This is a genomic window from Sphingorhabdus lacus (genome assembly GCF_009768975.1).
Taxonomy (GTDB): Bacteria; Pseudomonadota; Alphaproteobacteria; order Sphingomonadales; family Sphingomonadaceae; genus Sphingorhabdus_B; species Sphingorhabdus_B lacus.
The window spans coordinates 1,018,083-1,044,021 of record NZ_CP035733.1 but is presented as its reverse complement, the minus strand read 5'-3'; the positions used below and the strand labels follow the sequence as shown (position 1 = coordinate 1,044,021).

Sequence of the window (25,939 nt, the reverse complement as noted above, 5' to 3'; positions counted from 1 at the left end):
ACCGCAATAGGGCGGTGCTGAGTCAAAGGAAAATCTATGTTTAATACGAAAACTGTATCAATCGAGTGGGGCGGACAAACCCTGACACTCGAAACGGGCAAGGTTGCCCGTCAAGCCGACGGTGCTGTCATGGCGTCGCTGGGCGAAACTGTTGTTCTTTGCGCGGTTACCGCTGCAAAGTCGGTGAAAGAAGGTCAGGATTTCTTCCCGTTGACCGTTCACTATCAGGAAAAATATTCCGCAGCCGGCCGTATCCCCGGTGGCTTCTTCAAGCGCGAACGTGGCGCCACGGAAAAGGAAACGCTGGTTTCGCGTCTGATCGACCGTCCGGTCCGTCCGCTTTTCCCCGAAGGCTTCTACAACGAAATCAACGCCATTGCGCAGGTTCTGAGCTATGATGGCCACAACGAGCCCGACATTCTTGCCATGGTTGCAACGTCGGCTGCTCTGACCATTTCGGGCGTTCCCTTCATGGGCCCGATCGGCGCGGCACGCGTTGGTTATGTGAATGGCGAATATATCCTGAACCCCACCGACGAACAGGTTGCCGAAGGCGATCTCGATCTGGTGGTTGCGGCAACTTATGATGCCGTGATGATGGTTGAATCCGAAGCGAATGAGCTTTCGGAAGAAATCATGCTTGGCGCCGTCCTGTTTGCGCATGACGCATGTAAGGAAGTTGTCAAAGCCATCGTGAAGCTTGCCGAGCAAGCCGCCAAGGAACCTTGGGCAATGGCAGAGCAGGCCGATCTTTCGGCTGCAAAAGACAAGCTGAAGAAACTGATCGGTAAGGATATTGCCGCAGCCTACAAGCTGACCGACAAGTCGGCGCGCAGCAATGCCCTGAACGAAGCACGTGCAAAAGCGAAGGAAGCTTTCGCCGATGCAACCCCGCAGGACCAGATGGCTGCTGGCAAACTGATGAAGAAGCTGGAAGCCGAAATCGTTCGCGGCGCCATCCTGAAGGACGGCACCCGCATCGACGGACGCACCACCACGCAGATTCGTCCGATTCTCGGCGAAACGCACTTCTTGCCGCGCACACATGGTTCCGCCCTGTTTACCCGTGGCGAAACCCAGACCATCGCAACCTGCACCTTGGGCACCAAGGACGCAGAGCAGATGATCGATGGCCTTGGTGGCCTGCATTATGAGCATTTCATGCTGCACTATAACTTCCCGCCCTATTCGGTTGGTGAAGTCGGCCGCTTCGGCGCGCCGGGCCGTCGTGAAGTCGGCCATGGCAAGCTTGCATGGCGCGCTCTGCACCCTGTTCTGCCGAGCAAGGACGAGTTTCCCTATACCATTCGTCTGACCAGCGACATTACCGAATCCAACGGTTCGTCGTCGATGGCATCGGTATGCGGCGGAAGCCTCGCCATGATGGACGCCGGCGTGCCGATCAAGCGTCCGGTCAGCGGCATTGCCATGGGCCTGATCCTCGAAGGTAAGGATTTTGCGATCCTCTCCGACATTCTGGGTGATGAAGATCATCTGGGCGACATGGATTTCAAGGTTGCCGGTACCTCCGAAGGTATCACCACGATGCAGATGGACATCAAGATTGCCGGGATTACCCGTGAAATCTTCGAAGCCGCATTGACCCAAGCCAAGGAAGGCCGCGCGCATATCCTGGGCGAAATGGCCAAGGCACTGGGCGAAGTCCGTGGCGAACTGTCGGCGCATGCTCCGCGCATTGAAACGATGCAAATCGACAAGGCGAAGATCCGCGACATCATCGGCACCGGTGGTAAGGTTATCCGCGAAATCGTGGCAACAACCGGCGCCAAGGTGGACATTGATGATGAAGGTCTGATCAAGATATCTTCGAGCGACCTCAGCCAGATTGAAGCGGCTCGCAAGTGGATCAGCGGTATCGTTGAAGAAGCTGAAGTCGGCAAAATCTATGACGGCAAGGTTGTAAACCTCGTCGATTTCGGGGCGTTTGTGAATTTCATGGGCGGCAAGGACGGTCTCGTCCACGTCAGCGAAATGCGCAACGAACGCGTTGAGAAGGTGACCGACGTTGTTAGCGAAGGCATGGACGTCAAGGTCAAGGTTCTCGAAATCGACCCACGCGGCAAGGTTCGCCTGTCGATGCGCGTCGTCGACCAGGAAACCGGCGAAGAACTGGAAGACACACGTCCGCCCCGCGAAAAGAGCGAGCGTAGCGATCGTGGTCCCCGTCGTGATGGCGGCCGTGGCGAAGGCCGTGGCGATCGCGGTCCACGCCGGGATGGCGGCCGGGGCGAAGGCCGTGGCGACCGTGGCCCGCGCCGTGAACGCTCCGAAGGTGGCAATGAAGGCGGCAACAATGGCGGGGGCGATCCCGACCATGTACCGGCCTTCCTGAAAGACTAAGCCTGTAAAGGCACTGGAGAGGAAAGGGGTCGCTGCGGCGGCCCCTTTTTTCATGTGGGCCAAATGAACGACATGCACGATTGCTCACTATTAAAAAAGCTAATGCTATCGGCAACGAATATTGGAACTGATGTAGAAGTCGCGCCTACTTCCGCCCGGATGGGGTAATTTACCCCGCGCTATATTGAACCCAATCAATTGAAATGTTTCATAATGTGACAACATCTTACATCAGGAAACACCTGACTATTTGTTTTATGGTTAATTTTCTCTATAGCCATAAAGATAAACATAATTCGGGTCGTATAGGGTTGGGGAGACCCTTTCTGAATGCGTGATTATATATTGTTGCCTGTCGTGGTCGCATTAGCCATTGCGATTGCGCTGATTACCCGTGTTGCCCCATTTGGAGATGGCGCGACCGGCTTTAACTTGAAAGAGGCGCAAGTGACCTTGCACGCCATCGCGTCCGAACCGAGATCGGTTGGATCCGTAGGGCATGCAAAAGCGCAGCTGTGGCTATTAAAGCGCTTTTCGGACCTGGGATTACAAGTTGATACACAATCGGGGATCGGTGTCCGGCAAGCCAATTTTGACGCACGCCGCAAAGGCGCAATCAGCGTGGCGCCGTTTAACAATATAATAGCGACATTGCCGGGACGTGACCGGAATAAAAAGGCTGTCGCATTGATGGCGCACTACGACAGTGTCTTTGGTTCGGATGGTGCCGCCGATGATGGTGCGGGTATCGCGTCCCTGCTCGAAACGGCCCGTATTCTTGCCAAAGGGCCGAAGCCCGCGCGCGACGTAATTTTTATCGCAACAGATTCCGAAGAACTGGGCTTGATCGGCGCACAGGAATTTTTTGATCGCCATCCTTTGGCAAAGCGTATTGAAGCCGTTGTCAACGTCGAAGCACGCGGATCGCGCGGACGCGCAATCATGTTCCAGACTTCGCCCGGAAATGCCGAGCTTATTGAATTATGGGCGGCTAATGCTGTCCACCCAACCGGCAATAGTCTGGCCAACAATGTGTATCAGCACCTGCCGAATGATACGGACCTGTCTGTACCGCTTGCTAAGGGCATTACAGGAATCAATGCGGCCTTTATCGATCGGTTAAAAGACTATCATATGCCGACCGATACGATCGAAAATCTCGATCCACACGCGCTGAGGCATTTGGGAAATTTCGCGCTGACAACGACCAAGGCACTTGCCTATGCCGAAACGCTTCCGAAGCAGGGTATCGAAGCTGCCTATTTTGACTTCTTCGGTTTGTTCATTGTTCGCTATCCCATGTGGTTTGGATGGGTACTCGTCGCAGTAGGCTTTGCGTTTTTGTTCACCGCCCGATTGCAGCGGATGGGTGTGCGTTGGCCGCAAGTGGTAGGTGGAGCGCTCGGCGTATTGGGCCTTATGGTCGGCACAGGTGTCATCATCCATTTTGTTTCGGCATGGGCCTACGGCACGGGTATGATACCCTTGCGTGAGCGTATAAACGAAATGGGCCCGGCGCTTTGGATGTATGTCACATTTGTCTCGGGTGTCGTCCTGCTCGCACGGCCGAAGGAGGCTTTGTGGGTTGGTTCCGTCGTCCTCATGCTATGCTGTGCGCTCGCGGCTCAAATCTGGATGCCCGGTGCCAGCTGGCTGTTCGACTGGGGCGGCTTGATTGGCGCCATATTGGTCTATCTGGCGTCCCGCTCAGGCTGGCAGTCTTCGCCGGTGATTTACATTAGTGCTCTGACCGGCGGTTTGTGGGGGGCATTATTGCTCACCGGTGTGATCGTAACCTATGTTTCGGTCGCGCCAATGACCCCGGCGCCGGTCGCGCTGATTATACCCTTTGCGATAACGCTCATTGGTCCTGTCATCATGGCTTATGGGCAGCTGCAGAATTCGAGGCGTGTCGGTGGCGGATTGGTGGCCCTCGCATCGCTCGGTGCCGTGTGGTTCGCTCTCAATCCCAGTTTCTCCGAGCGCAACCCGCGTCCGGGCGATCTGTTCTATTATAAGGATGGCAATAGCGGGAACAGCTATTGGGCGACCAGCTCGACTTCGCATGAGCTTCCCGATGGTCCCGCGACGAAGATTTCCCCGAAAGGATTTGACAGTCTTCGGTGGAAAGCGGTTCCTGCTCCCGCATCGGACGTAGAGTTGCCTGTCGTCCGTTTGCGCGAGCAAGGTGATAAAATCGTCCTGACAATGGTGAGCAATGATGCGCCGCGATTGATGAATTTCATCGTAAAATCCAAGATACCTTTGATCAATGTCGATGTGAACGGCAAACCGGTCCGCGTGGTACCGGGGACAGATATCCGGTTAGGATGGAGGTCGGAAACGCCGGACGCCATATTGCAAATGCGGTTTGACAAAGAAAGCGCGGGCGCGCTGGATATTGACTTTGTCTATGCGATGGCCGGTATGCCGCAAGGCGCGCCGCCAGCGGGCGGTCCGGACACGGATTGGACCCGACTCAATGGTGCGAAAGTGGTCAGCGGGTCTCTTAACATTGCCTATGGAACCAATGTAGCCAGCCGATAGGGTGCAAATTCATCTGCGATACAGGCAGAAGCAGGCATCTGGGGACAATATCAGCAAAGCACTTGGCGACGGGGCCAAGATTATCTAGGGAACATCCATGAACAAAAAATTGCTTGTGCCCGTGGCAGTGCTTGCCGCCTCTTCTCTGCTATCCGGTTGCGCCGCGCTTGGTCTTGGCGGCGGCGATGCGAAGCCGGGAAGCAACACCCGTTATGTAGCGCGCGATGTAAACACGCTGTACGCGGCAGCCAAGGAGAAGCTGGATAACCAGCAATATGTGGTCGCGGCGGCATTGTTCGATGAAGTCGAGCGCCAGCATCCCTATTCGCCATGGGCGCGGCGTGCGCAGTTGATGAGTGCTTTTAGCTATTATATGGCGCAGAAGTACAACGAATCGATCCAGTCATCGCGTCGCTTTTTGTCGATCCATCCCGGGAACAAGGATGCGGCCTACGCTTATTACCTGATTGCGCTCAACTATTATGAGCAGATCAGCGACGTTACCCGTGACCAGAAGATTTCAGAGCAGGCTTTGGCAGCTTTGGGTGAGGTGCAGCGTCGTTATCCGAATTCGCGTTACGCAGCCGATGCGACGTTGAAAATGGACCTGGTGCGCGATCACCTTGCTGGCAAGGAAATGGAAATCGGTCGCTTTTACCAGCGCCGCGCGCTGTGGCTGGCGTCTTCGCTGCGCTTCCGTGAAGTTGTCGACAAATTTGATACGACGACGCACACGCCAGAGGCCCTATATCGCCTGACTGAATCCTATCTTGCGATGGGTGTGCCCGAAGAAGCGAAGAAATCCGCCGCTGTCCTTGGGGCCAATTATCCCGGCAGTGAGTGGTATAAACGCGCATATGAACTGATGCAGAAGCACGCGCCTTCGGCCTAATGCCATGCTAACGGGGCTTTCGATCCGCGATGTGGTGCTGATCGAGGCGCTAGACCTTGAATTTGCAGGTGGATTGGGCGTCCTGACCGGTGAGACCGGTGCGGGTAAATCTATATTACTGGATGCATTAGGGCTGGCGCTCGGCGCGCGGGCCGATAGCGGCCTTGTCCGCAACGGCGCCGAACGGGCGCAAGTGACGGCGAGTTTTGATGCACCCGAAAATGTCGTTAGTCTGCTGGCGGAAAATGATATCGAAATCGATAAAAAAGAGCCGTTGCTGATCCGGCGTTCGGTCAAGGCCGATGGTGGCAGCAAGGCCTTTATCAACGATCAGCCCTGTTCTGCTGCGCTACTACGTGATGTGGGCGCGGCTCTGGTGGAAATTCACGGGCAGCATGATGATCGTGGCATGCTTAATCCGCGCGGGCACCGGCTTTTGCTGGATAGCTTCGGACGGTGCGATACCGCCTTGGTCGCGAGTCACTATACCGCCTGGCAAGAGGCCAAGTCGCGGCTTGATGTCGCGCGCGAGGCGCTTGAAAATGCGGCGCGTGACCGGGAATGGCTGGAACATGCTGTTGCCGAATTGGCAAAATTCAATCCGCAACCCGGCGAAGAAGAGCAATTGGCCGGTGAACGCTCCGATATGCAAAAGGGCGAGCGTATCGCCGAGGATTTGAAGGCCGTCCTGGAAAGCTTCGACGGTCCAAAAAGCGGTTTGGCCTTGATCCGCTCGGCTGCCCGCAAACTGGACCGGTTGGCGGATGCACATCCCTTACTGGCCGAGGCGCTTACCGCGCTTGATCGCGCGGTTATTGAGGCGAGCGAGGCGGAAGACAAATTGAACGCTGCTGCGCGGGCGATCGAGTTTGAGCCTGCGCGCCTCGATGAAATTGAAGAGCGCCTGTTCGAGTTGCGGGCATTGGCGCGTAAACATAATGTTGCGCCCGATGCGATTGTGTCGTTGCAGGAAAATCTGACCGCGCGGCTGGATTCGATTCAGGCAGGTGGCGAAGGGCTCGCCAAGCTCGAAGCGGAGGTCAGGGCCAAGCATAGCGCTTTTGTCGACGCCGCTGAAGCGATGAGCGCAGCGCGCGCGCAAGCCGCCGCAAAGCTGGACGCCGCGGTCAAGGCCGAGCTTGCCCCGTTAAAACTGGATGCTGCGCAGTTCCAGACCGCCGTTGAGCGTCTGCCTGAGGATCGTTGGAGCAGTACCGGTATGGACCGGGTGGAGTTTCTTATCTCCACAAACCCGGGCGCGCCATTTGCGCCGTTGGCGAAAATCGCATCCGGCGGCGAATTGTCGCGCTTCATTCTGGCTTTGAAGGTTGCCTTGGCCGAAGAGGGTGGGGCGGCCACGATCATTTTCGATGAAATTGACCGCGGCGTTGGTGGCGCGGTTGCCGCGGCCATCGGTGAGCGGCTTGCCCGGCTCGCCCGCCATACGCAATTGCTGGCGGTTACACATAGCCCGCAGGTCGCGGCCAAGGGGCAGGCGCATTACTTCATTGCCAAGTCCAGCCAAGGGACCGTTACGCGGACGGGTGTCGTCCTGCTCGATGCCGAAGCAAGGCGGCAGGAGATCGCGCGGATGCTCTCGGGCGCCGAAGTGACTGATGAGGCACGGGCACAAGCCGAACGGTTACTGGAGGGTGTGTGACAGTTCCGAATGAAGCGGATGCCGCCAATGAACTGATGCGGCTTGCCAAGCAGATCGCCTATCACAACAAACGCTACCATGCCGAAGACGCGCCGGAGATTTCCGACGCGGAATATGACGCCTTGGTGCGCCGCAACACCGAACTTGAAACGGCATTCCCGCATCTCGCCCGCTCTGACAGCCCGAACCGCCATGTAGGCGCCGCCGTAGATGGCTCCGGCCTCAAGAAAATCACCCACGCCAAACGCATGATGAGCCTCGATAATGCCTTCAGCGCGGAGGACGTCGAGGACTTTGTAGGACGGGTCCGCCGGTTCCTGAATTTACCTTCCGAAGCGTCAGTGGAGTTAACAGCCGAAGATAAAATCGACGGATTGTCCCTATCACTGCGCTATGAAAATGGCGTTCTCAAACAGGCAGCAACCCGGGGTGACGGTACCGTTGGCGAAGATGTCACTGCGAATGTGGCGACCATATCCGATATACCGCAGCAACTTTCAGGCAACCCGCCTGCACTGTTCGAAATCCGCGGCGAGGTCTATATGGCCAAGACAGACTTTGCGGCGCTTAATGCCGAGCAAGAAGCAAAAGGCGGAAAAATTTTCGCAAATCCGCGCAACGCGGCCGCCGGGTCATTACGCCAGAAAGATGCGGGCATCACAGCATCTCGACCATTACGCTTTTTGGCACATGGCTGGGGCGAAGTAAGTGCGTTACCCGCAGTCAGTCAACTGGGCGTCATGAATGCGATTGCCGCATGGGGCGTTCCGGTGTCGCCCTTATTGGTTCAAATCGATAGCGCGACCGGTGCACTGGCGCATTATGCGGACATCCAGCGCCAGCGGGCTGAGCTGCCCTATGACATTGATGGCGTGGTGTATAAAGTAGATCGGTTGGATTGGCAGGAACGGCTTGGCTTTGTGGCTAAGGCACCGCGGTGGGCAATCGCGCATAAATTCCCTGCCGAGCAAGCCGAAACAACCTTGGAATCGGTCGATATTCAGGTTGGTCGCACCGGGAAGCTAACGCCCGTCGGCCGTTTGAAACCCGTAACGGTTGGAGGTGTGGTCGTCTCCAATGTTACCTTGCACAACCGTGACGAAATTGCCCGTTTGGGCGTAAGACCCGGCGACCGGGTCATAGTTCAGCGGGCAGGGGACGTTATTCCGCAAATTGTGGACAATCTGACACGCGATATTGAGCGGCCCGCCTTTGATTTTCCCAACCACTGCCCCGAATGTGGATCTGAAGCGGTGGCGGAAGAGGGCGAGGTGGATGTTCGCTGCACCGGCGGTTTGATCTGCCCCGCGCAACGCGTACAGCGGCTCATCCATTTCGTCAGCCGTGCAGCGCTTGATATCGAAGGACTGGGCGAAAAATCAGTGCAGGAGTTCTTTGCAGCTGGCTGGCTGGAAAGCCCCGCGGATATTTTTCGCCTTCACACGCGCCGAAAAGAGATTTTGGCGCGTGACGGGTGGCAGGATAAGTCTGTGGATAACCTGTTGGCAGCCATACACGCAAAACGCACGCCGGATGCCATGAAGTTGCTGTTTGGATTGGGAATCCGACACGTTGGGGCGGGGACTTCAAAGGATCTGGTGCGCAATTTGGGGTCTCTTGATGCGATTGCTGAGGTCGGCAAACGTGTTGCCGACGGCGACGCATCTGCCGTAGCCGAGCTTACGAGTATTGACGGGATCGGTCCCACAGTCGCTGAGGCATTGGGTGATTTTTTTCACGAACCGCATAACCGTGAAGTTTGGGATGATTTGATGCGGGAAGTTGAACCGCCCGCCTATGTGTCGAACATCCGGGAAAGTGAGTGGACAGGAAAAACGATAGTGTTCACTGGGAAGCTGGAGACAATGAGCCGCGATGAAGCAAAAGCGCAGGCCGAGGCATTGGGAGCAAAAGCAGCAGGCTCTGTAAGTGCAAAGACAGATCTTGTCGTAGCAGGTCCCGGTGCTGGTTCGAAGTTAAAGCAAGCTACAGCTTTAGGGATCAAGGTTATTGACGAAGCGGAGTGGGCAGCGATTGTTGCGGGAAATTAGGGAAGCTTGGCGGCGCGTCGACCAGAAAAGGAGCAGCCGACGCGCCACCAGAACCGCAGCGATCCCCCTCGTGCCGCGCGGTTCAAAGCTTTATCCCCCTCAATTTGGATCGATATTGGCCTTGTGCCTGCTATCTTATCCCGCGACTCCAAAAGGGCTTGCTTCGATGTCAGTTATATGACGGTTAGGACTGTGATAATGTCAACAATTTTACAATCATCGGATCAAGACGAAAATATAGGTCGTTCGATAGGGGCGCCGGCTTTATTTGCGAGTTTTCCGTCCGCACTTCAGGCCGAGTTGAGGCAGAAAGCGGTACGCCGCCATTTTTCAAATGGGCAGTTTCTACAGCATCGCGGCGACGAAGCTGATGGCTTTTGGGTCATCGATAAGGGGCAGGTAAAACTTGGCCATCAGGATGCGCATGGCACCATGCACGTCCTCTTCATCCTTGGACCCGGCGATAGTTTTGGCGAACTGGCGTGTCTTGGTCAGTTCGCCCGAGTGCTGGACGCAGAAGCACTTGGCAAAGTCGAGCTAACTTGGGTGAGCGACAAGATTATGTCGGAGGCTATAGCAGGATCTGCCGTGATATCGCGCGAAATGCTGAAAATACTGGCTAAGCAACTCCAGGAGGCGCTGGATAACTTGCTTGTTTTCCGAAACATGCCTGCACCCAAAAGGTTAGCGCAGCGTTTGCTTGCTTTTGTTGCGGATCGGGAGCCACCTGTAAAACTAGGCATCAAACAACAGGAATTGGCAGAGCTGATAGGCGTGTCCCGCATGACAATCGCGTCTGCACTTTCGGAACTTGAGGCCCTGGGTCTAGTCACGCGCCATTATGGGCATTTGATTATCGAAGACCCGACTGCCTTGCGACATTGGATGAAAAGCTGACACGATAGAATCAGAACCAGCGCATCACACCCCCGGGCATAGGCGTCCAGATACCGATACGTACTCCGGCATTTCTCAACACCCTTCCGGTCCATGTATTGCAGGTGTTAAAAGCAGAATAGCGCCCCATACTGTCGTAGAAAAGATTGTCGGGACCATAAGCCGGAAGGGCGGTACTCCTACCATCAGGGTCGAGCCGGAATGCCGCTCGTATTTGCTTTGCGATCAACCGATATTGCTTTTGCGAAACGCGAATTCGTTTACGGTTATCTTGGGGTACCGGATTGATCACATGTTTAATATGCAATATGCTATCGTCCGAACCCATTACCGCGCTAGCAATGTCTCCGCTTTTGACGTCAGCCCACGTCTCGGCATTGCGATACACACGGCCGTGACCCCAGCCAATCATCACATGAGTTCCAAAGAGACCGCTATCGCTCAATTGATCCGGTCTGATCAGGTCGCTAAGATTTTCCGTCGCCTCATTAATTGGCACAATCAAACCTACATGGACCCCGTTCGATTCTACAAATATGTCGACACCTTCTCGCGCGGGAATCCAGCCGTTGTTCGCAGGAATATGACTGCCGATAAACGCGCAAGCCATGTAGAAACCGACTATCAGAAAGGGCCACGCAACAAACGCCCGCATTACGGTCCACACGCTGTTGATGCGAAACAGTTTCAAGTGTAACCACTTCCTCATGGCCGATTTTCTGCATGTGTATGATACACCGCCCGAAGGCGCAAATGCCGACTGGACGATTCCTCAAAACTGGGAGAAGTTTGGTGAGAATGATCACCAGATGTGGGACAGGCTGTTCGCAAGACAATCTGAAATGCTCCCCGGCCGCGCAGCCGACGCCTTTTTGCGGGGGTTGGATGTGCTGAAGCTTTCGAAGCCCGGAATTCCGGACTATCGCGAATTGAATGCGCGCTTAAATAACGCCACTGGCTGGGAAGTTGTTGCTGTACCTGGGCTTGTACCCGACGATGTGTTCTTTGATCATCTGGCCAACCGTCGTTTCCCTGCTGGCAACTTTATTAGAACACCAGAGCAACTCGATTATCTGCAAGAACCCGATGTATTTCATGATGTTTTTGGCCATGTACCGATGCTGGCTGATCCGATCTTTGCCGACTATATGGTTGCCTATGGGAAAGGTGGATTAAGATCATTGGGGTTTGGCGCTCTCGATCATTTGGCGCGGCTCTATTGGTACACGGTGGAGTTCGGATTGATCGAACAATCCGACGGTCTTCGAATCTACGGAGCGGGAATTGTCTCAAGCTATGCGGAAAGCATTTTTGCGTTGGATGATCCGAGTCCGAACCGGATCGGCTTTGATCTGCTTCGTGTCATGCGGACGGAGTACCGTATCGACGATTTCCAACAGAACTATTTCGTAATTCCCGGGTTGGATGAACTTTTACAGGTAACGGTAGAAACCGACTTTGCGCCTTTGTACGCAAAATTGGAGAATTTGCCGGATATTGCCATTGCGGACATACTGCCGACAGATCGGGTAATGACTCGAGGCACTCATAACCATGCTCAAAGGGCCGGTCGCTAAAAGGGAGGGGAAAAGCAACCGGCCCCCGCATTCACTGCCTGTTAGGGCAGTAAAACAGAGTCAATGACGTGGACCACGCCATTCGACTGCATCACGTCCACAGTTGTTACCGCAGATTGGCCACCTTTCGCATCGGTAATCACGACGCTGTTGCCTGACATGCGCGCGGTAAGCTTTTCGCCTGCAACTGTGGTCAACGAAGCTTTGCCGCCACCGGCCTTGATTGCTGAGATAATGTCGCGTGCCGTCAGCTTGCCGGCGACTACATGATAAGTCAGAATCTTGGTTAGCGTCGCTTTGTTTTCGGGCTTAACTAAGGTCGCTACGGTGCCTTCGGGCAGCTTTTCAAAGGCTGCGTTGGTTGGTGCAAAAACAGTGAATGGTCCCGGGCTGGCAAGTGTCTCGACCAAGCCAGCAGCCTTTACCGCAGCGACCAGAGTAGTCAAATTGGGGGCTGCTGATGCGTTTTCAGCAATCGTTTTTGCAGGGTACATGGCGGCTCCACCAACTGTGGGGTTTGCCATCTTATGATGGTTAGAAAATGCCGCCGTGCCAGCGAGGGTCGTCGAGGCGAGGGTAATTGTAAAAAGCAGTTTCTTTGTGATGTTCATGATGTCAACTTTCCTGTTCTGCGCACGTCCGGGGGATGGCGTGCTGATTTCAGGAACGATGACGTTTCGTATACGGATGCATTGTGGTGAAAAAAATTAAAGCTTTGCGATTTTTCCGCTAGCAATAACAGGCCCCGTTGCCTTTCCTTCAGGCGCTCCTCCTTCGGGTTCGGGTGTAATCGCCAAAGTACCACCCGATGCTAGATATTGTCGCATGTCAGAGGGGATGATCACGGTGGTGGGAGTTGCTTGTGCAACTATGCCTAACGAACGCGCCTGACCGTCGGCGGGAATTATCCAAAGCTCGGGGTATAACTTACCCGTATCGAGAGACACAGGCAAAATGACCATACGACCGGTGCTAGAATCGTAACTTGCGGTCAATGAAGCTGCGCCATTGTCGCTTGATAATGCTGCTATCAAGGGTGTGGGTTTCGAAACTTCAGGTTCGGTGACAGGCTTTTGCAACAACAATATGCCCAATATGGCGGCCGCGCTGACTGATATACCAGTTAAGGTCCGCCAAAATGTCAATTTTTCAGAGCCGAGGTCTTGGCTCGAAGTGGGTGGAAGGGACGTTTCTATCGCGGCCCACAAATGAGGAGAAGGTTCGACATCGCTTACTAGCAAAGGCTGTAGGCGCGTACGCCAAGCCTCGACCTCCTTCGCAAAAACAGCATCAACCGTGATGCGAGCTTCCACGGTAACTTCGGTCGCGACGTCAAGTAGTCCAAGAACATACTCCGCCGCCAGAGCAATATCGTCTTCGTTAATTTGTGTCACGACGCGCCCTCCATACAGGTGCGTAACTTCATAAGTGCACGACGTATGCGGCTTTTGACTGTGCCGAGCGGCTCTCCTTCACGAGCCGCGAGATCTGCATATGTAGCGCCACCCATAAAAGCGCTCTTGATGAAATGTGCATCGCGTTGGTCAAGGCCGTTGATACAACCATGTAGCAGCTTATCTTCACCAAACGCCAACAACTGCGCCTCGGCGAGTGGCGAGGGGTCTGCTACGTCCGATGCCTCGTCAATCGAAGCAAGGCCAGCTTTTCCTTTCGACCGCAGGCGATCAATCGCGCGATTACGCGTGACGGTGACCAGCCAGCTGATGGGACTCGCTCGACCAGCCTCGAAGCTGGCAGCCCTGTTCCAAATAGTGATATAGGCGTCCTGCAATGCTTCTTCCGCTTCGTTTCTGTCATTGAAGATACGCATGCAGACACCAAATAGTTTCGCGGAAGTAGCCTTGTAAACTGCCTCGAAAGCAGATCGGTCACCTTTTCCTGTGCGCAATAGTGCTTCCGTAAGCGAGGCCCTGCGCGCCATTTCAAAGTCTACAATACCAGAATCTAATGCCATCGGGGTACGATATGACCCAAGCAAACAATTGATGCAATTGGTCCTTGCATCACCACGTGCCAAAATCTCCAGGCGGTTGGGTTGTGCGGCCGTCAGCGCGCGAAGGGCGTTCCCAACGGTAGCGAGTGCGCTTTATCAGCATTAGACAGGGCCAATCACCCGTATCTGATCGCATCTGCAAACGAAAACCAAGCTTGCGGTATGCGCTTATGACCGCTGCCGCTTGGGTGTTTAGCAAGCCAGCCAAAATCAACGCACCGCCGTCGCGAGTGATTTGTACCAGCGAAGGAGCTAATTCGATAAGTGGACCTGCCAATATGTTAGCAATTATCAAATCATAAGGAGCCCGTTGTTGAATAATCGGGTGATCAGTACCGGAAGCAGCGCACAGCGCTATGTGGCCCTGTCCCATGCCCAGAGGGTAGCCGTTCAATAGAGCATTATCCCTCGTAACATCCACGCTAACGGGATCAATGTCCGATGCCGTGAGATAGGCGCGGGGCCATAAATGGCACGACGCAAACGCCAAGAGCCCAGTGCCGGTACCGATATCGGCGATAAATTCGAACCTCTTGCCTTGCCTCTTAAGCTTGTCGAGCATTTCGAGACAACCACTGGTCGTTTCGTGACCCCCCGTACCGAAGGCACGACTAGCTTCGATATGGAGCGGGACTGCGCCGTCTGGAACTTCGCCTCTATTGGAACTTGTATGTACGTAGAAACGCCCTGCACAGACAGGGGTTAAGCCTTGCTGGCTCAACACCACCCAGTCTTCATCTGGCAACTTTGCTATGACCGGCTCTGCTTTGGCAGCACTTGGCAAGCGGCTTTGAATCAAATCGACAGCGGCTTTGCTCGGTTTATCCGGGAAATATGCCTCAATCCGCCATTTGGCGTCATTGAACGCTTCTACCTCATCAGCAACGACAGATGGGATTGGATCTAGAGACTCCAACCAGTCGTCCTCATCATGCAGAGCTTCTGCTTCTTGTCGGGTACAAGGTAGCGTTACTTTCCAGCTCATCGCGACACCTCTTCGGTAAGGCGAGTATTAAGCCTATTGGCAGCAGCGATTGCATAATTTCTGCATCCGTTTGGATTGACTAGAGTTTCCTTTCCGGAAAGGCGCTGAAAAAACTGGCTTTGCGATGGGTGTGGAGTGACAAGAATATCGCAAGGGGTAAACGATCCGATTTTTTGAATGGTATTGCGCAAAGTCGCTACATATTCAGGATTTTTTGTGAACTTATACATTTGCGCCGAGACGGCACTCAGACTGTCTGCATATACAAATTGGAAACACTTACCTTCTTCACAAGATTTCCATGTCCAGCTTGTGCCTCCAGGTGAGTGGCCTGGTGTTGCAAGTGCTTTTACATGGATGCGGCCAAGTTTGACCAATTCGCCGTCCATTATAGTTCGATCAACTCTGATCCCTATAAACGGCGGCAAGACATCTTTCTGTGGATCCGTGTGATCGGACCGGCCAGTTTCTAAGCTGGCGACGGCTTGGGGGCGTGCGATCATCTGCGCGCCCGTTAAGCGCTTTAATTCAGCTAGCCCGCCGACATGATCCAAATGTTCATGGCTGCTTAGAAGATACTTTACGTCTGACAGTTTGAAACCAAGATTGCGGATATTTTCTGCAATGGACGCTGCGGCATCTTGGGTAGCGCCGTCTATGAGGATGTGGCCCTGTTTTGACGTGATCAGAAGAACAGTGATTCCACATGTTCCCACCATGAATACATTGCCATAAATATGTGCAGGTGGAGCAGGATCGCTCCAGCCATCCCGGCCTTCGCACTTTTGTGCTAGTACGCCGCCATCATGTTGGGCAGCAGCCTTCATTGGTAAAGATTCCGTTGCCGGCGTGCATCCCGCCAGGATTAGTGCGCAAAACGCGATTCGTTTAACGAACATAACTAGCGCCATTCACATCAACAACAGCCCCGGTCATGGACGCAGGGGCGTCCGTGGCGCAGAATTTGGCGATCGCCGCCACTTCCTCGGGGTCAGCAACCTTGCCCAAAGGTATGTCCGCTAACAACTTGTCACCACCACGAATGGCCAGATAATCATCCGCCATACCCGTCATGGTGAAGCCTGGGCATATCGCAAAAGCCAATATCCCTTCCGATGCATAGCCACGCGCTATCGTCTTGGTCATGGCCACCATGCCCGCCTTGGACGCCGCATAATGCCAATGCGCCGGGCTATCCCCCCGATAGGCCGCACGGCTCGCCACATTGACAATCCGCCCGGGGCGCCGATTTTCTTTCCAGTGCAACACCGCCGAACGGCAGAGCGCTGCGCTCGCCGTCAGGTTGATCTGCATCGTCCGGTTCCAACTTTCGAGCCAATCCGCCTCGGATGAATCGAGCGGATTTGCATCAAAGATGCCGGCATTGTTGATAAGTACATCGATATGGCCATCAAGCCGCTGCACCGCATCGTCCCACAGACGGGAAGGCATGTCAGGATTGGCCAGATCACCATCCCGGCTGGAAAGGCCGATAACGTCACACAAATCCGGGTCAAAGGCGCTGACAATAGCCGCGCCGATTCCCCGTGATGCACCGGTCACTAATATTTTGGTTTTCATCCCCGCTGCTTTTCACAACGGGTCAGAAAATTCAATGTCCGTTATTGTAAATCGCCGCGACTTTGGGATTATCCGAGGCTGCCGGCAAATTTGCTGGCATTGTGGCGCAGCGACGACAGCTTGGAATTCACTTCGTTAAAGCCTTGCTCGAGCGCCGTGATTTCGGACACCACATTTTCGGTATCAGAACGGATGGCGGATATGGTGTTCGACATCAAATCGGCGGCGAGGGCGGTTTCATCGACAGAGGCCGTAATCATGGTCACGGTCTGCGCCTGATCTTCCATCGCATGCCGGATACGCTCGGCGGAATGCTGCACTTCGCCCACGATCGAACGGATGGCTGCGTTGGATTCGACAGAAGCTTTGGTCGCATTCTGGATCGCCGAGATTTTCTGGGCAATTTCGTCGGTGGCCTGCGCTGTCTGGTTGGCGAGGCTTTTGACTTCCTGCGCAACCACAGCAAAGCCGCGACCGGCATCGCCCGCGCGGGCCGCTTCGATGGTAGCGTTCAAGGCAAGCAAATTGGTTTGACCTGCAATTTCGCGGATCAATGCCAGAATCGAGTCGATAGATTGCGATTGTTCCGACAAGGTGTCGGTTGCAATAACGCTTTGCGATGCCTGCGCGGCAGCCCGCGTCGCTACGTCGGAAGCAGTTTCCACCTCGGTACGTGCGTCTTCAATGGCGCGGATGAGGCCTGCGGCCGTCTGGGCTGCTTCACGCATGGCAACGGCAGATTGCTCCGATGCTGCGGCGACTTCCGATGTTTTGGCCAACATGCCATGCGCCATTTGCGAGCTGCTCGCTGCCTGGTGCTTTAACATATTCGTCTGTTCCGAAATCGCCGAGGTTGCATTGCCAATATCAGCTTCGAAACTTGCGGAGCTTGCAGCTTTTGATTCCAGAAAGCGCTTCTGTTCATGCTCACGATAAATCACGGAAAATGTCGTCAATTCGATCGCGTTCAGTTTCAACATCGTGTCGACCAAAATGCGGATGTCATCAATCGTCAGGGCAGGGCGGGCCAGAAGCTTTGCTATCGTCCGGCTGTTTGCGGTGCCTGTGGCGGCAAGGACCGCATCGAGGGGGATACCCCGTTCGAATGAGTCGACGATCAGTGCCCGGCTGATACTCAACCACTTGCGTTCTTCAAATCGGGTGAAGCGCATTTCCATATATGCGGCGAGCAGATCGCGCGATTTCGTGTAGGTTTCGCCGTTAAGGCTCGGGCCGAAAACAGGCGAGTTTTTCCAGAAAGACCAGTAATCTTCACTAAGGTCCTCATAGGCATCCGTGAAGAAAGCCGAGACCCTTTTGCAGTTCTCGGCAAGCTGCCTGTCCACATCATAGGGAGCGATAATCGCTTCAATATCCAATGCCTGAACATGATTATGCGGGGTCATTCAATCGCTCCATAAGCTTTTCGCGCCACCATTGCTTGGCGTTGCATTCTGTCTAACCGTAAAATGGTTAACGCCGCGTTATGGATAGTTGTCGATTTCTATGCAGAATTGACTTGCCTGAGGCCTTGCGCACCAGCGCTAAAGCGGTAAAGAGCGACACGCATTCGCGAATTAGTTTTTGAAGGACTGCAAATCATGGGGCAGAAAACGACCCGGCCATTGTCGCCGCATCTGCAAGTTTATCGCTGGTCGCCGCAGATGGCGATTTCCATTTTCCACCGTGCCACCGGTTTCGTACTTGCAACGGCGGGTATGCTGACTCTGCTGTGGTGGCTGTCGGCGATTGGCGGCGGTGCGGAAAGCTATGCAGTCTTCCAGAAATATGTCGTTGGCGCTGGCGACAGCGCAACAAGCGTCGAACTCGCGATCAACTGGTTCTTCCGGCTACTCGCTCTGGCTGTGATTTTCAGCTTTTTCCAGCATCTGTTCTCGGGCTTGCGCCACCTGGTGCTCGATATGGGGGCTGGATATGAGCTCAAGACGAACCGGACATGGGCGCTTGCTGCATTCGTAGCGGCCATTTTTGCAACTGCATTGGTTGCGCTGGTCGTGGCATCACGCGTTATCGGAGTTTGAAGCATGGGTAGCGGTACAAATATTGGTAAAGTGCGTGGCCTCGGTTCCGCGAAACATGGCGGCACACATTGGATCAGCCAGCGCACGACGGCGGTTGGCAACTTATTGCTGACAACATGGCTGGTTGCGTCATTGCTGCTGATGCCCAATTTTGATCAAGCGACACTTGCACTGTGGCTGGCAAAGCCCTCGGTCGCTGTGCCCATGATCCTGATGCTGGTCAGCGTTTTCTGGCACGCCCGCTTGGGTCTGCAGGTATTGATCGAGGATTATGTCCACGATGACGCCCTGAAATTCGGTGCCATGACCCTGCTTAATTTCTACGTAGTTGGCGGAGCCGTTTTTGGCATTTTTACCGTCGCTAAACTTGCATTCACCGGAGCTCCCGCCTGATGTCAGACGCTTACAAGATTATTGATCACACCTATGACACCGTTGTTGTCGGCGCGGGCGGCTCTGGCCTGCGCGCGACCATGGGAAGCGCGGAAGCGGGTTTGAAAACAGCCTGCATTACAAAGGTTTTTCCGACACGTAGCCACACAGTTGCGGCACAAGGCGGTATTGCTGCGTCGCTCGGCAACAACAGTCCCGACCATTGGACATGGCATATGTACGACACCGTCAAGGGGTCGGACTGGCTGGGCGATCAGGACGCGATTGAATATATGGTGCGTGAGGCACCTGCTGCTGTTTATGAACTGGAGCATGCTGGTGTGCCGTTTTCGCGGAACACGGATGGAACCATTTATCAGCGTCCCTTCGGCGGCCATATGCAGAATATGGGCGAGGGACCTCCTGTCCAGCGGACATGCGCTGCTGCTGACCGCACCGGCCATGCGATGTTGCATGCCCTGTACCAGCAAAGCCTGAAATATGACGCAGACTTCTTTATTGAGTATTTTGCGCTCGATTTGATCATGGAAGACGGCGAATGCCGGGGTGTGATCGCGCTGTGCATGGAAGACGGTAGTATCCACCGGTTTAAAAGCCATGCTGTGGTTCTCGCGACCGGCGGTTATGGCCGTGCCTATTTCTCCGCGACATCGGCGCATACGTGCACAGGTGATGGTGGCGGCATGGTGTTGCGCGCGGGATTGCCGTTGCAGGATATGGAGTTCGTGCAATTCCATCCGACCGGCATCTATGGCGCGGGCGTACTGATTACCGAAGGCGCGCGCGGCGAAGGCGGTTATCTGACCAACAGCGAAGGCGAGCGCTTTATGGAGCGTTACGCACCGTCGGCCAAGGATCTGGCGTCACGTGACGTGGTGAGCCGTTCCATGGCGCTTGAAATGCGCGAAGGACGCGGTGTCGGACCGGGCAAGGACCATATTTACCTGCACCTCGACCATATCGATCCCAAAGTGCTGGGTGAACGTTTGCCGGGTATTACCGAAAGCGGAAAGATTTTTGCTGGCGTTGATTTGACGCGGCAACCGCTGCCAGTTTGCCCGACGGTGCATTATAATATGGGCGGAATTCCGTGCAATTATCATGGTCAGGTTGTGACCAAAAAAGATGGCAATGATGATGCAGTTGTCCCCGGACTTTATGCCGTGGGTGAGGCTGCTTGCGTTTCGGTTCATGGCGCGAACCGCTTGGGTTCCAACTCCCTGATCGACCTTGTCGTGTTCGGCCGTGCAACCGGTTTGCATCTGAAGGAAAGCTTGAAGCCTGGTGCATCACATCGCCCGCTTCCCAAAAGTGCAACCGACCTGCCGCTGGCGCGCGTGGAGAAATTCCGCAATGCCAAGGGCGGTTCGCCGACTGCCAAAATCCGGTTGGAGATGCAGCAGACGATGCAAAAGCACGCCGCTGTGTTCCGCGATACCGAATTGCTCGCCGAGGGTGTGACGCTGATGCAAAAGGTCAACAAGCGAATGGAAGACGTCGCCGTCACCGACCGCAGCCTGATCTGGAACACTGACCTCATTGAAACGCTCGAGCTCGACAATCTGATGGCGCAGGCCGTCTGCACGATGGAGAGCGCAAACAACCGCAAGGAAAGCCGCGGCGCCCATGCACATGAAGATTTCCCTGACCGCGATGATGCGAACTGGATGAAGCATACCGCGTCATGGTTTGAAGGCTGGGGCGGCTCCGGCGGCAAGGTAACCTTGGATTACCGCGCAGTCCACGACTACACGCTGACCGACGAAGCCGAGTATATCAAGCCGAAGGCGCGGGTTTATTGACCGAAGTTGACGGTCTCATGAAGCGGCCGGTATTTTTTTGGGCAATAATTATCTTAACGATTATCGTTGGTGCGGTTCTGATCCAATATGGTCGGACGATAGAGCCGTACAGAGATGCGGCGCGTGCTGTTGATCTGATGAATGCAGACTATTGTCTATATGGCGGTACTGCAGAAAAAGCCGCCCAATCCGCAAACTGGTTTCGTGAGAGGGATACCCTGCTCACGCTGCGCTATCCGATCATTAATAGTGGGTGCGCGATTATTGTAGCCACTATGGCTTTTGCAGTGTTGTCATTTTGGCGGCGCAAAATAACAGTTGATGACGGTATTTTGTGGCAGACGCCTGCGCGAATATGGCATTTTTTTGCGATTGGTTTGGGCATATTAGTAGGAACCTACCTCGGCCTCGTTTGCGGGTTGATCCTCAATCTAGAGCGAGGAATGCTCCCTTGGTGCGCCGATAGCATAGGGATACCTATTTTCAGCTTAGGCTTCGCTACCCTGATTCTATCGCCTATTTTGCTGTTTGTTGGCTGGACTTTAGCCCAATTTTTTCGCGGCCTACCAACCTCGCTTTGGCAATGGAATAGAGACGAGCCAATTAGATCATGGGTCGCAACTGCTATTTTTGGTTCGCTTGCATTTTTTTGGCTTTGGATATTGGTTGACGCCGCTCCAACGGAAGATCTTTTGATAGTTGGACCCGGAGTATTCGCGATTTACCTCACATTGTCTTGCCGTGCAGCGATTTTAGCATCGTCAGATTATTCCGTCGAACCGACTCCAGATACGTAAGGCGGGTCAATGTGATGTTAGAATCTCCGCTGCAAATTCCAAACTGCGCTTGCGCATCTCATGATCAAATATGGAACAGGCAACGATGATCTCGTCGGCCTTGGTGCGATCAACAAAAGCAGTTACTGCAGTTTTAACGCTCTCGGGTTCGCCGATTGCGCTACAAGACAGCACATGATCGAGCATGCCCTGAAACTGTAGAGGCAGAGATTCGTAATAGCCTTCAGCAGGTGGTGGCATTTGACGCGGATTGCCGGAACGCAGCGATACAAAACTCTGTTGCATCGAAGTGGCGAGATACGCAGCTTCTGAATCTGTCGGAGCAGCGATGATGTTGAAAGCGGCCATCGCATATGGTGCTTCTAGCACAGCACTCGGTTTAAAATGACTGCGGTAGATGTGAAGTGCCTCATCCAGCATATCCGGCGCAAAATGGCTTGCGAAGGCGAAAGGCAAACCTAGCGCTGCTGCCACTTGCGCGCCATAAAGGCTGCTTCCAAGGATGTAGAGCCGGACATCCGCCCCAGCACCGGGTGTTGCAACAATTCCTGTTTGGCCGTCATCCGCGAAGTAGCTTTGTAACTCCATTACGTCGCGAGGGAAGGCGTTTGGATCGCTATCGAGTGTACGACGGATTGCTGTCGCTACCCGCTGGTCGCTGCCCGGCGCACGGCCAAGGCCGAGATCAATGCGTCCGGGATATAACGCATCAAGCGTTCCAAATTGCTCAGCAATTACCAACGGCGCATGATTAGGCAACATGATGCCACCTGATCCCACGCGGATCGACTGCGTTGCTGCAGCGATATGGGCGATTACCACACTGGTTGCTGCGCTAGCGATGCCACGCATGCCGTGATGCTCGGCCACCCAATAACGAGTAAATCCAAGCTTCTCGCAGTGTTGGGCGAGGTCAGCAGCATTGGCGAGGGCAGTCGCAACGGTTCCCCCTTCGACAACGGGTACAAGATCCAGCAGGGAAAATTTGGTCATGATGTCTACATGGTCATCAGGACCGCTAAAGCCAAGCGCAATCGACTATCTTATCCAGCCGTGCCATAGGCTTTCGATGGTAACCGCTTTGTACGTACCGTTTCTGATCACGGCATTGCTCATTGAGCTAACCCCCGGACCCAATATGGCATGGCTGGCGTTGACCAGTGCGAGTAAAGGTCGGAAATCTGGGTTTGCAGCGGTCGCGGGTATAGCCTTGGGGCTCGCGCTTTTGGGGGGAGCTTCTGCATTCGGCTTGTCCGAACTGGCAACTGGTTCGCCCGTTGTGTTCAATTTGTTGCGCTATGCCGGTGTCGCCTACCTTTTGTGGCTGGCCTGGGAAACGTGGTCCAGTGGGAACGAGACTACCGAAACGGCCTTGGATCATAGCGGGTTGATGGACTGGTTTCGGCACGGTTTGCTTCTCAATTTACTGAATCCCAAGGCGGCAGTTTTTTTCATCACCGTGCTTCCGGCCTATATCAGCGCTGGCGTTCCCGTTGCTTCCCAGACTCTTCTGCTCTCGTTTAGCTATGTAGGCATCGCGACCGCCATCCATCTTGTCATCGTTGTTTTGGCAGGATCGGTGCATGCATGGCTTGCGCAAGGCGGCCGCCAACTCTTGATCCGGCGGATATTTGCGGTGATGATAGCGCTCGTCGCAATCTGGTTTTTACGCAGCACAGCCTGAGTGAAGTTGTGCCAACGCTGCTGGCAGCTTGTTAATCTGGCGTTCATCGCGCGGTTTATAGACGAAACGTGCTATTTCATAGACGAACCGTTTGGCGGTGAAAGGAAAGCATATCATGACATCTGAACGAAGTCCCGGCTGGAAACTCTTCTTTGCCGGTATCATTGGCCTTGTCCTCATCATTCCCTTGATGATGGTCTACCTGTTGCTGGGCGACCGTCAGGAGCAATCCAATATTGCCCAGAATGCGATTGCGGCGGGGTGGGGCGGGCCTCAGGTGGTTGTCGGGCCCGTTCTTGTTTTGCCCTACACCGCGAGCAGCGTGGAAACGGTCGACGAGAAAGGTCGGCAAACCACGCGCACGATTCAGGTGAAAAAGGAACTTTTCCTGTCGCCGGAAACAAATGCGATCAGAACCGAGCTGAAACCCGACCGGAAGAAGAAGTCCATTTATGAAAGCGTGCTGTTCGTTGCAGCAAATAGCGGGAAGGCGCGCTTTGCCTTACCGGATGATTTCGCGCGTTACGGTATTCCACTTGAAAATATCGACTTTGCTGGGGCCGAACTGCGCTTCGGCGTGTCCGATGCGCGCGGGCTTCAGAAGGACAGCAACGTTCAGGTGAACGGTACCACGCTGGGTTTGCAGCCGGGCAAGGGCTTGGCGGCGTCCAACAATTCGGGCTTCTTCAGCTTTGTTGACTGGACAGGCGCGGCGCCGCTGGATGTAGAATATAGCTATGCAATACGCGGCAATAAGTCGCTGACAATGGTGCCGCGCGGTGGCGAAACGACGTGGGATGTAAAGTCCACTTGGCCCAGTCCAAGCTTTACGGGTGATTTTCTGCCCGTCAAAAGGGACGTGAAAACGAGCGGGTTCACGTCGACCCATGCGGTGACCAATCTGGCTTTGGGGCAGGCGATTGTTGCAACCGACGACAATGCGCCGCCGTTGACGACCGAACAATATGGCGCCGTCACTCTATCCTCAGCGCGTGATGTCCCGGCGGTTGGCGGGCCGAGCCAGGCGGCGACGGTTGGCTTGATTGAGCCTGTTGATCTGTACAGCCAGGTAGACCGGTCGGTTAAATATGGCTTCTTGTTCATCGGCTTCACGTTCCTTGCCTATCTGATGTTCGACGTGATCGCAGGGGCCCGCGTTGCGGCAGCGGAGTATCTGCTGACCGGGGCAGGGCTCGTGCTGTTCTTCGTGCTTTTGCTGGCCTTTGCCGAGGTAGTGGGTTTCATGTGGGCCTATCTCATCGCCGCGGGTGCGATAACGGGGTTGTTGACGGCCTATTCTGCTGCGGTCCTGAAAAGCTGGCTGCGGGCGCGGTTTATTGGCGCATTACTGGTGGGGCTGTATGCGACGCTTTATGTGCTGCTGAACCTTGAAGCCTATTCGCTGATCATCGGGTCGCTGCTGCTCTTCGTCGCCCTTGCGGTTGTCATGTGGGCCACACGCGCCATCGACTGGGGAGCCCGGCGAGAAACGAAAGAAGAGGCGCCTACCGCCAGCGCAGTTTAGACGCATCGAGTTCCGGGACGGATCGGATACCCATGAGCTTCATGTCGCGTTCGATTTCGTCCCGTAACTTCCCAACCACGCGCTGTACGCCCGCTTCGCCCGCTGCGGCCAGTGCGTAAAGATACAACCGCCCGCCGGAGCATGCCGTTGCTCCGGCGGCGATTGCTTTAAGGACATGGCTGCCCCGCCGGACCCCGCCGTCGCAGATGATGTCGATTTTGCCGCCGACTGCATCGGCGATTTCCGATATCTGGTCAAAAGGTGCCCGCGAGCCGTCAAGTTGCCGCCCGCCATGGTTGGAGACCATGATCGCCGTGGCACCAATATCGACCGCGCGTTTGGCATCCTCAACCGACATGATCCCTTTCAGGCAGAATTCACCACCCCAGTCCGAACGCACCTTTTCGGCCATGGCCCAGTCCATTGATGTATCCAGCATCGTGTTGAAATATTCTGCCACGGAGACCGCCACATTACTCCCCGCATCCACATGCGTTTGGAGATTAGGCAGCGCAAATTTCTCGCGGAACATATAGTTCAGAGCCCACATCGGGTGGATCGCATAACTGAGCACAGATGCAGGCGTAAACCGTGGCGGCGACGTAAAGCCGCTCCGCAGGCAGCGCTCGCGGTTACCCGAAACAATGGTATCAACGGTCAAGGCAATGGCATCAAACTTCGCCGCTTTGCAGCGCTCGATCATCGACCTGTTCAGGCCTTTATCTTTGTGAATGTAGAGCTGGAACATCTTCGGCGATTCTATGGTTTCCCCGATCTCCTCGATGCTTACGGTCGCTAAAGAAGAAATTCCGAACCACGTGCCAAATTTCTGTGCCGTTGCTGCCACCGCACGCTCACCTTGCCAGTGGAAAAGCCGCTGCAACGCCGTTGGCGACAGCATCAACGGCATGGCGATGGGCTTGCCCATCACCGTCACGCCCATCTCTATTTCCGACACCCCAGCAAGGACATTGGGAACGAGATCGCAGTCATCAAATGCCGATGTGTTGCGGTCTTTGGTCCGCTCGTCATCCGCAGCGCCGTCTATATAATTGAAGATAGGTTTCGGCAGGCATGCCTTTGCGAGACGCCGGAAATCCTCGACATTATGGCAATCACTCAACTGCATGA

General features: G+C 54.8%; 23 protein-coding genes. 13 read left to right on the top strand and 10 right to left on the bottom strand.

Annotated elements, in window-relative coordinates; all coding sequences use genetic code 11:
- Positions 1-36: 36 nt before the first annotated feature.
- From pnp to EUU25_RS04795, 6 genes are all read left to right on the top strand, one after another.
- Entirely contained in the window at positions 37-2,361 is a 2,325-nt protein-coding gene (gene pnp, locus EUU25_RS04820) for a polyribonucleotide nucleotidyltransferase (RefSeq protein ID WP_158898786.1), read from the top strand.
- A 330-nt stretch (positions 2,362-2,691) separates the two neighbouring features.
- Positions 2,692-4,908: a M28 family peptidase gene (locus EUU25_RS04815; protein ID WP_158898784.1), complete on the top strand. Its 2,217-nt coding sequence runs from the start codon at positions 2,692-2,694 to the stop codon at positions 4,906-4,908.
- Positions 4,909-5,005: 97 nt separating this feature from the next.
- Positions 5,006-5,800 carry an outer membrane protein assembly factor BamD gene (locus tag EUU25_RS04810; protein WP_158898782.1) on the top strand — a complete coding sequence of 265 codons (795 nt, stop codon included), beginning with the start codon at positions 5,006-5,008 and terminating at the stop codon, positions 5,798-5,800.
- Positions 5,801-5,804: 4 nt separating this feature from the next.
- The gene (recN, locus tag EUU25_RS04805; protein ID WP_158898780.1) at positions 5,805-7,460 is read left to right on the top strand and encodes a DNA repair protein RecN; all 1,656 of its coding nucleotides are present in this window, start codon (positions 5,805-5,807) and stop codon (positions 7,458-7,460) included.
- Between the two features lie 35 nt (positions 7,461-7,495).
- The gene (gene ligA / locus EUU25_RS04800) at positions 7,496-9,511 is read left to right on the top strand and encodes an NAD-dependent DNA ligase LigA (RefSeq protein ID WP_158903133.1); all 2,016 of its coding nucleotides are present in this window, start codon (positions 7,496-7,498) and stop codon (positions 9,509-9,511) included.
- A gap of 6 nt (positions 9,512-9,517) precedes the next feature.
- Entirely contained in the window at positions 9,518-10,408 is an 891-nt protein-coding gene (locus EUU25_RS04795) for a Crp/Fnr family transcriptional regulator (protein WP_158898778.1), read from the top strand.
- Between the two features lie 10 nt (positions 10,409-10,418).
- Here EUU25_RS04795 and EUU25_RS04790 read toward each other — a convergent pair whose 3' ends face one another.
- A complete protein-coding gene (locus EUU25_RS04790) occupies positions 10,419-11,099 on the bottom strand; it encodes a DUF2459 domain-containing protein (RefSeq protein ID WP_158898776.1) in 681 nt (226 codons plus the stop codon).
- A 16-nt stretch (positions 11,100-11,115) separates the two neighbouring features.
- Here EUU25_RS04790 and phhA point away from each other — a divergent pair, with 16 nt between their 5' ends.
- Positions 11,116-11,985 (top strand): phenylalanine 4-monooxygenase, encoded by an 870-nt coding sequence (gene phhA, locus EUU25_RS04785; RefSeq protein ID WP_158898774.1) that lies wholly within the window; start codon positions 11,116-11,118, stop codon positions 11,983-11,985.
- A 41-nt stretch (positions 11,986-12,026) separates the two neighbouring features.
- Here phhA and EUU25_RS04780 read toward each other — a convergent pair whose 3' ends face one another.
- The 7 genes from EUU25_RS04780 to EUU25_RS04750 form a co-directional block, all read right to left on the bottom strand.
- Positions 12,027-12,596 carry a fasciclin domain-containing protein gene (locus tag EUU25_RS04780; protein ID WP_158898772.1) on the bottom strand — a complete coding sequence of 190 codons (570 nt, stop codon included), beginning with the start codon at positions 12,594-12,596 and terminating at the stop codon, positions 12,027-12,029.
- Positions 12,597-12,692: 96 nt separating this feature from the next.
- Complete coding sequence (locus tag EUU25_RS04775) at positions 12,693-13,379, bottom strand: anti-sigma factor (RefSeq protein ID WP_158898770.1); 687 nt, start codon at positions 13,377-13,379, stop codon at positions 12,693-12,695.
- Positions 13,376-13,927 (bottom strand): sigma-70 family RNA polymerase sigma factor, encoded by a 552-nt coding sequence (locus EUU25_RS04770; RefSeq protein WP_187351313.1) that lies wholly within the window; start codon positions 13,925-13,927, stop codon positions 13,376-13,378. The genes EUU25_RS04775 and EUU25_RS04770 overlap by 4 nt, the downstream gene beginning before the upstream one ends.
- Positions 13,928-14,009: 82 nt before the next feature.
- Positions 14,010-14,984, bottom strand: coding sequence for a 50S ribosomal protein L11 methyltransferase (locus EUU25_RS04765; RefSeq protein WP_158898768.1), 975 nt, complete (start codon positions 14,982-14,984; stop codon positions 14,010-14,012).
- Positions 14,981-15,811: a subclass B3 metallo-beta-lactamase gene (gene bla, locus EUU25_RS04760; RefSeq protein WP_246162910.1), complete on the bottom strand. Its 831-nt coding sequence runs from the start codon at positions 15,809-15,811 to the stop codon at positions 14,981-14,983. Before bla ends, EUU25_RS04765 begins: the two co-directional genes overlap by 4 nt.
- A 61-nt stretch (positions 15,812-15,872) precedes the next feature.
- The gene (locus EUU25_RS04755) at positions 15,873-16,565 is read right to left on the bottom strand and encodes an SDR family NAD(P)-dependent oxidoreductase (protein ID WP_158898764.1); all 693 of its coding nucleotides are present in this window, start codon (positions 16,563-16,565) and stop codon (positions 15,873-15,875) included.
- 68 nt (positions 16,566-16,633) lie between these two features.
- Complete coding sequence (locus EUU25_RS04750; protein ID WP_246162908.1) at positions 16,634-17,971, bottom strand: methyl-accepting chemotaxis protein; 1,338 nt, start codon at positions 17,969-17,971, stop codon at positions 16,634-16,636.
- A gap of 195 nt (positions 17,972-18,166) precedes the next feature.
- Here EUU25_RS04750 and sdhC point away from each other — a divergent pair, with 195 nt between their 5' ends.
- The 4 genes from sdhC to EUU25_RS04730 are packed head-to-tail and all read left to right on the top strand — an operon-like array spanning position 18,167 to position 21,599.
- The gene (sdhC, locus tag EUU25_RS04745; RefSeq protein ID WP_158898762.1) at positions 18,167-18,607 is read left to right on the top strand and encodes a succinate dehydrogenase, cytochrome b556 subunit; all 441 of its coding nucleotides are present in this window, start codon (positions 18,167-18,169) and stop codon (positions 18,605-18,607) included.
- A gap of 3 nt (positions 18,608-18,610) precedes the next feature.
- Positions 18,611-19,000 (top strand): succinate dehydrogenase, hydrophobic membrane anchor protein, encoded by a 390-nt coding sequence (sdhD, locus tag EUU25_RS04740; RefSeq protein WP_158898760.1) that lies wholly within the window; start codon positions 18,611-18,613, stop codon positions 18,998-19,000.
- A complete protein-coding gene (gene sdhA / locus EUU25_RS04735; protein ID WP_158898758.1) occupies positions 19,000-20,802 on the top strand; it encodes a succinate dehydrogenase flavoprotein subunit in 1,803 nt (600 codons plus the stop codon). Before sdhD ends, sdhA begins: the two co-directional genes overlap by 1 nt.
- A complete protein-coding gene (locus EUU25_RS04730; RefSeq protein WP_158898756.1) occupies positions 20,799-21,599 on the top strand; it encodes a hypothetical protein in 801 nt (266 codons plus the stop codon). Before sdhA ends, EUU25_RS04730 begins: the two co-directional genes overlap by 4 nt.
- A gap of 6 nt (positions 21,600-21,605) precedes the next feature.
- On the opposite strand, the gene EUU25_RS04725 is transcribed toward EUU25_RS04730, so the two are convergent.
- The gene (locus EUU25_RS04725) at positions 21,606-22,592 is read right to left on the bottom strand and encodes an LLM class flavin-dependent oxidoreductase (RefSeq protein ID WP_158898754.1); all 987 of its coding nucleotides are present in this window, start codon (positions 22,590-22,592) and stop codon (positions 21,606-21,608) included.
- Between EUU25_RS04725 and EUU25_RS04720 the strand changes: the two genes are divergently transcribed.
- Together EUU25_RS04720 and creD are read left to right on the top strand one after the other, a co-directional pair.
- The gene (locus tag EUU25_RS04720) at positions 22,591-23,283 is read left to right on the top strand and encodes a LysE family translocator (protein WP_222848828.1); all 693 of its coding nucleotides are present in this window, start codon (positions 22,591-22,593) and stop codon (positions 23,281-23,283) included. The genes EUU25_RS04725 and EUU25_RS04720 overlap by 2 nt on opposite strands.
- Positions 23,284-23,398: 115 nt before the next feature.
- Positions 23,399-24,808 (top strand): cell envelope integrity protein CreD, encoded by a 1,410-nt coding sequence (gene creD, locus EUU25_RS04715; protein WP_158898752.1) that lies wholly within the window; start codon positions 23,399-23,401, stop codon positions 24,806-24,808.
- On the opposite strand, the gene EUU25_RS04710 is transcribed toward creD, so the two are convergent.
- Entirely contained in the window at positions 24,789-25,937 is a 1,149-nt protein-coding gene (locus tag EUU25_RS04710; protein WP_158898750.1) for an alpha-hydroxy acid oxidase, read from the bottom strand. The two genes, creD and EUU25_RS04710, sit on opposite strands and share 20 nt — an antisense overlap.
- Between the last annotated feature and the right edge of the window lie 2 nt (positions 25,938-25,939).